Origin of the sequence: Methanobrevibacter sp., assembly GCF_045539575.1 — an archaeon.
Lineage (GTDB): Archaea > Methanobacteriota > Methanobacteria > Methanobacteriales > Methanobacteriaceae > Methanocatella.
The window spans coordinates 39,589-48,316 of record NZ_JAZQFM010000052.1 but is presented as its reverse complement, the minus strand read 5'-3'; the positions used below and the strand labels follow the sequence as shown (position 1 = coordinate 48,316).

Sequence of the window (8,728 nt, the reverse complement as noted above, 5' to 3'; positions counted from 1 at the left end):
ATTGAATGATAAAGGAGCTGTGTGCATTAAAGTGATTAATGCTTGGTCTTCTCCACCTAAAATGGTAGTGTATCCGCTCCAGTAGAATGCGATTAATGCTCCAACGATTAATGTTAAAATTGGAATGATTGCATTCCATACGGATAATTTGATTCCTTCAACAGGTTTGACTTCATCGAAACCAGGTGCTTCAGGAACAATGACTTCTTCGCCTTCTTTTCTTTTACGTGCAGCTTGTTCTGCTTTTTTCATTGGACCAAATTCGTATAATGTTATTGCTGAAATTACAATGAAAAGCAATATGAATATGTTATAGAATCTGTATGGAATAGTCTGTAAGAAAATTCCGAATCCAGTTGCGTTAGTTACTCCTACAGATTGGAAACCAGCAGCAATTAAACTAATTTCTAAACCAATCCAGGTTGAGATAATTGCAATACCAGCTACAGGAGCAGCAGTTGCGTCCACTACAAATGCGAATTTTTCTCTAGATACTTTAAGTTTGTCCATTACAGGTCTCATGATAGGACCTACAATCAAGGAGTTTGCGTAATCGTCAAAGAATACACATAATCCTAAAATCCAAGTAAATAATTGAGCTTTTCTAGGAGTGTGTGCTCTTTTTGCAAATGAATCTGCAAGAGCTTTTGCCCCACCCATTTTTGTAATTAACTGAATTACACCTCCAATAAGTAAACATTGAAGGATGATACCTGCATTCCAAGGATCAGCCATACAAGAAATTACCTGTGAGCCTAACTGTAAGAATGCATTGACTATTGTGGAAACAATGTTTAAATCGTTTACACATAACATGAATTCTCCTACAAATACCCCAACAAACAAAGATAAGATTGTTTCTTTTGTAATGAATGCTAAACCAATAGCAACAAGTGGCGGTACTAATGTTAAGACACCAAAACGAACAGAATTATCTGCACCTGCTGGTGTAGAAGAAATCCACAAGGATAATATAAAAAGAGCTATAATAGATACAGCTGCAATTAAACCTATACGTACATTTCTATTCATAATCACACCATTTTCCTATATTTATCAATAATTCATGAACAAATAAACAAATTTTAAACAATAATTTAATTATTTATCATTTTTTAAATGAGATTTCGTTTATAATTGTTAAAACCGTAATTTATTGAATTATATAATATAATTTGTACTTTTTTTAATATAAAAGTATAGTATTGAAAAATTAAAGCATAGTATTGAAAAACATGCCAATCATTATATAGTTTTAATTAAATATCAATTAACATGGACTCAACAATGAAAAAACTTTATACATTATTGATAATTTTAATAGTTGCATATATCGGCATCAATGTTTTTGCCGGCAATATCAATTTTATTGGAAACAATGCAACAGCTCCAATTGATGATGCAACAGGCAGCAATCCGGGAAGCGGTGATTTCCCGCAATTACAAAACTTTACTCAAAACAAGATTAACGATTCTGCCGTAAGTTATAACGATTCAAATAACAATATAACAATCTATGCCCAACTGCTGGATAACAATAACAACATATCCGACATTGTCAAAGGCTTAAATCAAAGTGGATACACATCAAGCCAAACTATTGACCAGAATGGAGTTACAACATATTTCTTCTACAATGAAGGCTCGGAAACATATGGCGCAGACATTTACTTCAACAAAAACAATCAGAACTATATGATTTCAGGAAGCAACATCACTTATGAAAACAGTGACTACTTCATCAATCATTGTAAAAATATTATTGATTCCATCAGTGCAGATCAGAACTCAAACGGTTTAAGTAGATGGTAATTAGTTAATTGCCATTTATTATTTCTTTTTTTAGCTCCAAAACTTCCTCATCATCAAACTGATTAAGATACTTAAGAACTATTTCTTTTCCGGGCATTTCCTTGTGGGATTGGAAAAACTTCTCGAAATCTGTGTAATCAAACAGATTCAGTTCATATTTCTCAAAGAAATGAAGAGGATGTGAATTTAAAAAGTCATGACCTTTCTGGGTAATCTGATTTTCAAAAAAATAATTATTTTCGACCAGATAACCTTTCAGCAAATCCCATTCAACATTATATGCTTTTTCACAGGTGATTATTGAGTAGTCAAGCTTGATGCCTTCAGATATCAGTTTTAAGAATTTATAAGCTACATAGCTGATATCCTCTACAAAGTCCCCGTCATCGCCAAAGGTATTCAAAAGGCTGTCAAAGATTTCTTCTCCGTCATAATTCAAATTTATTCCGCAAAAATGACAGAACCTGTCATGACCGTCTATCGGCATATTGCAGTAGGGGCAGACGTCACTGTGGGACTTGATGCTTATTGTCTTATTTTCGTCAAATAAATATGCAAGTCTTATGAGTAAGGACTCATTTAATATCATCCCCGCTTCATATTCTTCAACCATCTGCTTTTTAATCTCAATTGCCCTCTCATGAGTTACATGTGCATCTTCAATCAGGGAAAGAATGTATGGTGAAAAGTTTTCCTCATCACCTACAACCTCCTCAAGAGTATAGGATTTTATTGGAAGCCTATCCTCAAGCTGTGAAATCTCGTTCATTATTTCCACATCATTGTTCTCGAAAAACTCCTTAATTTCAGTGAAGTAACCCTCATCCATTTCATTTCTGCGATCTATGCAGTCATAATGAATTATATCGTAATTCAATGGAGAGCTATAAGCGACAATGCCCTTTCCAATGTCAAGAAAATGAATGCTTGCTGAGATATTCAGGTCATAAAAATGTGTGGACAACTCTTCCTTTTCATAATTTCCATTTGATTCAACATGATCGCCCGGAACAATGAATTCTATGGAGCTTGCAACGATATTTTCACTGATTTTTTTGGCAAAACCGTATTTTACAAGCAATTCCACGACCAGATGAGTCGGTTCAATGATGCTTGGCTTGTTGTATTCCATCATTGTTTTTTGAAGTTCCTGACAGAATAGGTGATTTCCCCTGAATTCGGGAAGAACATATACGTTATTCAAAGCTGCGGTGATGAATTCTGATGAAAAATCATATGAGCAAAAGCCGACAACATTACCCTCAAAAATCAGTTCCTTAAAGAGGTTGCATGTCTGGCCCTTAAGGATTATGCCTTCGTTTTGGATTTCCTCCAAAATATAATCGTAATGCTTAACTAAAATGTCCATTACGTCAAAGGAACTCTCACTTAAAAAAACCTTTTGGGTATTGTCATCCCTAACAATCAAGTCACTATCTCTCATTTAATGCTCCCCATCAATAATTAAAATTATATTAAATTTACTTATATATAAATTAATCTATTTTAAGGGCTTTTTTAGTCATAACTAATAATCAGTATTTAGTTTTAACTAAAAAAAGGACATTTAAAGCTAAAATTTAGGAACAACAAAAAATACATTAATAACCAAATCAAAAGTATAATCATGAATGTTTTAGTTATCGGTGCGGGGGCTGTAGGAATAGGACTTGCGGCATCAATGTTATCCCAAAATGCAAATGTATCCCTGTTTGCAAGAGGTGAAACCGCAAAGGCAATCAAGGAAAACGGAATTAAAAGGTGCGGACTGTTTGAGCATTACTCATTTGGCAAAGATGAGGTAAAAGTATACGAATCCTATAAAGAAATTCCAAAAGATACGGTCGAATATGTTTTCATAACCTCAAAAACAACCGCCAATGACGATATTTCCAAAAAACTTAATGAACACAGGCAAATCCTAAAGGCAGGTTTCAAAATAATAATTTTCCAAAACGGATTCGGAAATGATGAGCCATATCTGAGATTCTTCAGCAAAAAAGAGGTGTTTTCAGCACGTCTGATTACCGGTTTCACACGTCCTGAACGACACATCAGCGAAGTCACAGTATATACCGAACCTATCCTAATCGGATCACTTCAAAATCAGGACCACTCTGATTTAAAGCCAATTGCAGACATGATAACCGCTTCAGGAATCCGCTGCGAACTGACCGATGAGGTTGACAAATACTTATGGGCCAAGATGCTTTATAACTGTGCATTAAATCCATTAGGCGCAATTCTTGACGTCCCGTATGGAAAGCTCACGGAAAGCGAATATTCAAAGGAGCTGATGAACAGCATCATTGATGAGATTTTTGAAGTTATAAAAGCAAGCGAATATGAAACGCTATGGGACAATTCAGATGAATACAAGGCCCTATTCTATTCAAAGCTTGTCCCTGACACTTACAACCACTATTCATCAACTCACCAGGACATAAAAAGAAAAATAAAAACTGAAATTGACTCACTGACCGGCAAGGTAATTGAGTTAGGTGAGAGAAATAATGTTGATGTAAGCACAAATAAGATTATCTATAACCTTACAAAATCTATAGAAAGTGATTTTTAATCTAAAATAAACTAAAACTTTATATATGTTGAAAAACTAAATAATATTGTTCATATTGTTATATACTATTTTTTTATAATATGAACAATGGTGATGGTTGAAATGAGCATTCGTTTGTATTCCTTTAGTGGTGTTTAGGAAGAGAATGTTCATTTGTTTTTAAAAAACTTATTTTTATAAAAATTATTTTTTACGTGATTATTATGAGCGAATTAAAAGAATTAATAGAAAAATTTATAGAACTTGACGATGATTTAAACGAAAAAATCGAAAATTACCTTGAAAGCCATGACGATATCGATGAAGCTTTCGAAAATGACAACGAAGAGCAAATCGAAGAGTTAGGCGAGCTTTATCACGAAATCGAACACATGGTTTTCCACGAAGAGTTCATCATCGTTTCAAATGCAAGCAGTGAAGAAAAAGAAGTTGTTGCTTTAATCATCAGTGATGAAGATGAAGAAGCAGAAGAATTTGTAATTCCTGCATTTACAGATGAAAAAGAAGCTGAAATAGCTATTGAAACATTCAAGGAACAATTTGAAGAAAATGAATTTACCTGTGATAAAAAAACCGGAAGCGAAATTGTAGCAGATCACTCAGAAGATGAAGATTTCATTGGTCTTGCAATCAACGCTCCACAATGGGACTTTGTCATAGGTAGTGAAGAAGTTCACGAATGCCACGATTAAAATGAATCCAAAAGATTACGAAGATTATCAAAAAAATAATGTTAAGGCTTCCAAAAGCCAGCTTAAAGAGTATATTCAGGTTTATGCAGACATGGTCAAAAAGCTTAAAAATGAAAATGCTCTTGAGCTTGAAGCCGTCAAGAACAATATCCTGAAAACATATCCCGAAGAGATATACTTCACATTGGTTGATGAAGTCGAAAAACCTGTGAAATTAATAATTGAGGAACCAAATAAAGAGTATATCATTCCTATTTTCACTGATATCCGTGAATATGCAGTTGGAAGCGCAAAGATTTCCAAACTGTTTTTAGACAAGCTTGAAATGAAGGTTGTAACTCCGGATGACATTTCAAAAATGGCAGATGAAGATGAATATTTCCAGGGTTTTGTTATAAATCCTCACTCACAGAACTTTAATATGGATAGAAACGGGAGCTTTTAGATGAAATATATTTGTCCCACACTCGGAGAAGATCATGAAAAGGACTTTCTTGTTGCAGGAAGTCTTGATGACTTTAAGATAATTGTATTTTCTGATTTAAATGAATATGCAAAAGGTTTTGAATATTTGGAACTGGAAGACTATCAGCCTACTGAAGTTTCTGATGAGCTGTTTAGAGAACTTGCAAAAAACGATGAGGCCTTCAGCGGCATCATTTTAAATATTCACAACGAAAACAAGATTATTTCAAATGAAGAGTTGTTATAACTCTTTTTACTCTTTTTTTAAAAAAATAGTTTAAGAAGAATCATCAAATTCTTCTTCGTCCTCTTCTACAATATCTTCCTTACGGTAATACTTATATCTGTAAGACATTTTAAAACCGCTTTGAACTTCACGTTTTGGTCGTCTTTTACATTTTATGTTCGGGCCGTTAAGGTCTTTAAATGAATCCTGAAACGGTTTAGCAAGACTCTTATTTTCACGATAATATGTAGAATTCCTATGACGGGTATGCGGTGCTTTATACATCCGTTTTCTTAAAAGGCGCCTGTTACTAGTAACACGTCTTATCACAAAAATCACTTATCTGTATCTGTTTTTTGTAGCGGATTTATCTAAAGTAGCTTGGATTTCATCAATTCTTTCAACTACAACTTTAATAGCTTGTTCGCCTTGACGAGTAGGGTTAATTCCTTGTTCTACAAGTAATGCATCCCTAATATCTCTTAATCTATCAATTGAATCAATTTTCATTATGGTACTGTAAAACATTAAGATTTCCTCCAGTATATAATATTACTATGATTTTTATAATAAAAAAGATTTTTGTCGCAATCGGGATTTCCAGTTTTTAAATGGAAAATTAAAATATTAAAAAAGCAATAATCATTTAATATGTTTACAAAATTACATGTTATCTATCTTGCAGGAGGATGCTTCTGGGGCGTTGAAGCATTCATATCCAGATTAAAAGGAGTTAATCAGACAGAAGTCGGCTATGCCAATGGCCGTGACCTTGCACCAACTTATGAAAAGGTTTGCAGTGGAAAAACAGGTCATGCCGAAACAGTTAAGGCAACCTATAATCCTCAAATCATTTCTCTTGAAGAGATTCTGGAAAGGTTTTTCAGCATTATTGACCCATACGCCAGAAACCGTCAGGGCGCAGATGTCGGAACCCAGTATAGAACAGGAATTTACTGGCAGGAGGATTTTCAAAAGGACATCGTATTGAATTTTTTAAAACAAAAACAGAGAGAATCCCAAAAAAGAATTGCAGTTGAAGCCCATGCAATAGGCAGTTTCTATCCCGCCGAGATGTATCATCAAAAATACCTTGAAAAAAATCCGGAGGGCTATTGTCATGTTGATTTAAATCAAATTGACGATGAAGAATTCGACCACCTGACCAAGGAAGAGTATGAAATAACACAGCTTGCAATGACGGAACCTGCTTTTAGCGGCAAATATGACAACTTTTTTGAAGAAGGTGTATATGTAGATGTGGTAAATGGCGAAGTTCTGTTCTCTTCCGAGGACAAATTTGATTCAGGATGCGGCTGGCCGGCATTTTCAAAACCAATATCTGAAGATGTGATTACAAAAAACAGGGACTTTTCACATGGAACAACAAGAATAGAAATCAGAAGCGCCAAATCAAATTCACATTTGGGCCACCTTTTCCATGACGGACCGGGAGGTTCTCCAAGATACTGCATCAACTCCGCAGCATTGAAATTCATACCAAAAAATAAAGAACAAGACAAATTATAACGGATTGCACAAACCAAACTTTATAATCTTTAAAGATAAAATAATACATAATGAAGCTTGAAGAGATTAAACATCCGGAATTGAAAAATCATATCAACATGATTTACATGCACAGTGAAAATCAAAACCAGGACGCCATTGATAAAACCGAAAGTGAAATTAAGGAATACATCAAGGACAAGCACTTCATCATATCCGTGGAAGATTCAAAACCCGTTAAAATTCCTTATGCAAACGACGGAGAATACATTGTTCCTATTTTTACAGATGAGCAGGAATACATCAATGGAATGCAGTACTTCTCATTCAATGTGATGGATGAAAACAAGGATTACATTATTGAAAAACTAGATTACTTTAAAAAATTAAAAGAAGATCCTAATTTCTTAGGATACATCGTAAATATAGCAAGAGTAAGTTATATATTAAACACTTCTCTTATCTAAAACTCTTTTTGGATTTCGCCGACAATCTCAACAAATCTTTTTGAAACTTCATCATCAGGTTCGATTGTTGAGATAACACCATCTTTGTTAGGTGAATCAGATACTTTTTCTTCAATTGGCAAATCGCCCAGGTAAGTGATTTCCATTTCTTCAGCGAAAGCTTCGCCATTTCCTTTACCGAAAATGTGGAGTTTTTCGTCACAGTGCGGGCAGATATAATAAGCCATGTTTTCAATGAGGCCAACCTTTTGAATGCCCATTTGCTGAACCATTTTTACACATTTCAATACGTCTTCCTGGGATACGACGTTAGGAGTGGTTACCATGATTACTGCATCAGCATCAGGAATTGTTTGAAGAACTGTCAAAGGTTCGTCACCTGTGCCCGGCGGGTTGTCGATGATTAGATAGTCAAGGCTTCCCCAGTGGCAATCGGAAATCAGCTGCTTGATTGCTCCGGTTTTTTGAGGTCCTCTCCAGATGATTGGTGTGTCAATGCTGTCCAACAGGAATGCCATTGACATTACTTTCAAACCGCTTGGAGCGACTACAGGAAACATTGAATGTGAATATTCCTGTTTTTTGGACTCGATGAATTCTAATTTTTCCTCATCATTCTTGAAGTCCTGACTGGCAAGACCCGCTTCGGTAATTGCTTTGAACTGTTCAAACTGATTATTCTGGAAAGCTTCTCCGTATAATTCAAGGCCTAACATTTTAGGGATGTTTGGTCCGTGAATATCTGCGTCTAAAATTCCAGTTTTGAATCCTAATTTCTGTAAGGTTTCAGCAATGTTTGCTGCTACGGTGGATTTTCCTACTCCACCTTTTCCACTCATTACAACAATCTTATGTTTGATTTGGCCAAGGTTTTTAGCTAACCTGATTTCCTGTTCAATCATTTGTCTTTGTTGTTCAGGTGTCATTTGGCCTCCGTGACCGTGATGACCGTGTCCGTGTCCATGTTCTGGCATAATTA

At 34.9% G+C, this 8,728-nt stretch carries 12 protein-coding genes; 7 read left to right on the top strand and 5 right to left on the bottom strand.

Annotated features, from left to right (window positions below; genetic code table 11):
• The coding region (locus ACKI30_RS06545; RefSeq protein ID WP_407410932.1) for a Na+/H+ antiporter NhaC family protein at positions 1-1,032 on the bottom strand (1,032 nt) is incomplete at its 3' end.
• 243 nt (positions 1,033-1,275) lie between these two features.
• Between ACKI30_RS06545 and ACKI30_RS06540 the strand changes: the two genes are divergently transcribed.
• Complete coding sequence (locus ACKI30_RS06540; RefSeq protein ID WP_407410930.1) at positions 1,276-1,812, top strand: hypothetical protein; 537 nt, start codon at positions 1,276-1,278, stop codon at positions 1,810-1,812.
• Positions 1,813-1,816: 4 nt separating this feature from the next.
• Here the strand turns inward: ACKI30_RS06540 and ACKI30_RS06535 are convergent, their stop codons facing one another.
• Positions 1,817-3,256 (bottom strand): hypothetical protein, encoded by a 1,440-nt coding sequence (locus ACKI30_RS06535; protein ID WP_407410928.1) that lies wholly within the window; start codon positions 3,254-3,256, stop codon positions 1,817-1,819.
• A gap of 183 nt (positions 3,257-3,439) precedes the next feature.
• Between ACKI30_RS06535 and ACKI30_RS06530 the strand changes: the two genes are divergently transcribed.
• From ACKI30_RS06530 to ACKI30_RS06515, 4 genes are all read left to right on the top strand, one after another.
• Entirely contained in the window at positions 3,440-4,390 is a 951-nt protein-coding gene (locus tag ACKI30_RS06530; protein ID WP_407410926.1) for a ketopantoate reductase family protein, read from the top strand.
• Positions 4,391-4,593: 203 nt separating this feature from the next.
• Positions 4,594-5,082: a hypothetical protein gene (locus ACKI30_RS06525; protein WP_292740939.1), complete on the top strand. Its 489-nt coding sequence runs from the start codon at positions 4,594-4,596 to the stop codon at positions 5,080-5,082.
• A gap of 1 nt (position 5,083) precedes the next feature.
• Positions 5,084-5,527 carry a hypothetical protein gene (locus tag ACKI30_RS06520; protein ID WP_407410924.1) on the top strand — a complete coding sequence of 148 codons (444 nt, stop codon included), beginning with the start codon at positions 5,084-5,086 and terminating at the stop codon, positions 5,525-5,527.
• Positions 5,528-5,794: a hypothetical protein gene (locus ACKI30_RS06515; RefSeq protein ID WP_407410922.1), complete on the top strand. Its 267-nt coding sequence runs from the start codon at positions 5,528-5,530 to the stop codon at positions 5,792-5,794. It abuts the gene before it with no gap.
• A gap of 30 nt (positions 5,795-5,824) precedes the next feature.
• On the opposite strand, the gene ACKI30_RS06510 is transcribed toward ACKI30_RS06515, so the two are convergent.
• Both ACKI30_RS06510 and ACKI30_RS06505 read right to left on the bottom strand, forming a co-directional pair.
• The gene (locus ACKI30_RS06510; RefSeq protein WP_407410920.1) at positions 5,825-6,103 is read right to left on the bottom strand and encodes a hypothetical protein; all 279 of its coding nucleotides are present in this window, start codon (positions 6,101-6,103) and stop codon (positions 5,825-5,827) included.
• Positions 6,104-6,112: 9 nt separating this feature from the next.
• Positions 6,113-6,301, bottom strand: coding sequence for a hypothetical protein (locus ACKI30_RS06505; protein WP_292740933.1), 189 nt, complete (start codon positions 6,299-6,301; stop codon positions 6,113-6,115).
• Positions 6,302-6,424: 123 nt separating this feature from the next.
• Between ACKI30_RS06505 and msrA the strand changes: the two genes are divergently transcribed.
• Positions 6,425-7,303, top strand: a complete 879-nt coding sequence (msrA, locus tag ACKI30_RS06500) for a peptide-methionine (S)-S-oxide reductase MsrA (protein WP_407410918.1) — start codon at positions 6,425-6,427, stop codon at positions 7,301-7,303.
• A 50-nt stretch (positions 7,304-7,353) separates the two neighbouring features.
• Complete coding sequence (locus ACKI30_RS06495; protein WP_407410916.1) at positions 7,354-7,749, top strand: hypothetical protein; 396 nt, start codon at positions 7,354-7,356, stop codon at positions 7,747-7,749.
• Here the strand turns inward: ACKI30_RS06495 and ACKI30_RS06490 are convergent.
• Positions 7,746-8,723, bottom strand: a complete 978-nt coding sequence (locus tag ACKI30_RS06490) for an Mrp/NBP35 family ATP-binding protein (RefSeq protein ID WP_407410914.1) — start codon at positions 8,721-8,723, stop codon at positions 7,746-7,748. The two genes, ACKI30_RS06495 and ACKI30_RS06490, sit on opposite strands and share 4 nt — an antisense overlap.
• Positions 8,724-8,728: the final 5 nt, after the last annotated feature.

Coding starts and splice junctions, on each gene's coding strand:
- ACKI30_RS06540 (WP_407410930.1), top strand. CDS start 1,276: ATGGACTCAACAATGAAAAAACTTTATACATTATTGATAATTTTAATA.
- ACKI30_RS06535 (WP_407410928.1), bottom strand. CDS start 3,256: ATGAGAGATAGTGACTTGATTGTTAGGGATGACAATACCCAAAAGGTT.
- ACKI30_RS06530 (WP_407410926.1), top strand. CDS start 3,440: ATGAATGTTTTAGTTATCGGTGCGGGGGCTGTAGGAATAGGACTTGCG.
- ACKI30_RS06525 (WP_292740939.1), top strand. CDS start 4,594: ATGAGCGAATTAAAAGAATTAATAGAAAAATTTATAGAACTTGACGAT.
- ACKI30_RS06520 (WP_407410924.1), top strand. CDS start 5,084: ATGAATCCAAAAGATTACGAAGATTATCAAAAAAATAATGTTAAGGCT.
- ACKI30_RS06515 (WP_407410922.1), top strand. CDS start 5,528: ATGAAATATATTTGTCCCACACTCGGAGAAGATCATGAAAAGGACTTT.
- ACKI30_RS06505 (WP_292740933.1), bottom strand. CDS start 6,301: ATGTTTTACAGTACCATAATGAAAATTGATTCAATTGATAGATTAAGA.
- msrA (WP_407410918.1), top strand. CDS start 6,425: ATGTTTACAAAATTACATGTTATCTATCTTGCAGGAGGATGCTTCTGG.
- ACKI30_RS06495 (WP_407410916.1), top strand. CDS start 7,354: ATGAAGCTTGAAGAGATTAAACATCCGGAATTGAAAAATCATATCAAC.
- ACKI30_RS06490 (WP_407410914.1), bottom strand. CDS start 8,723: ATGCCAGAACATGGACACGGACACGGTCATCACGGTCACGGAGGCCAA.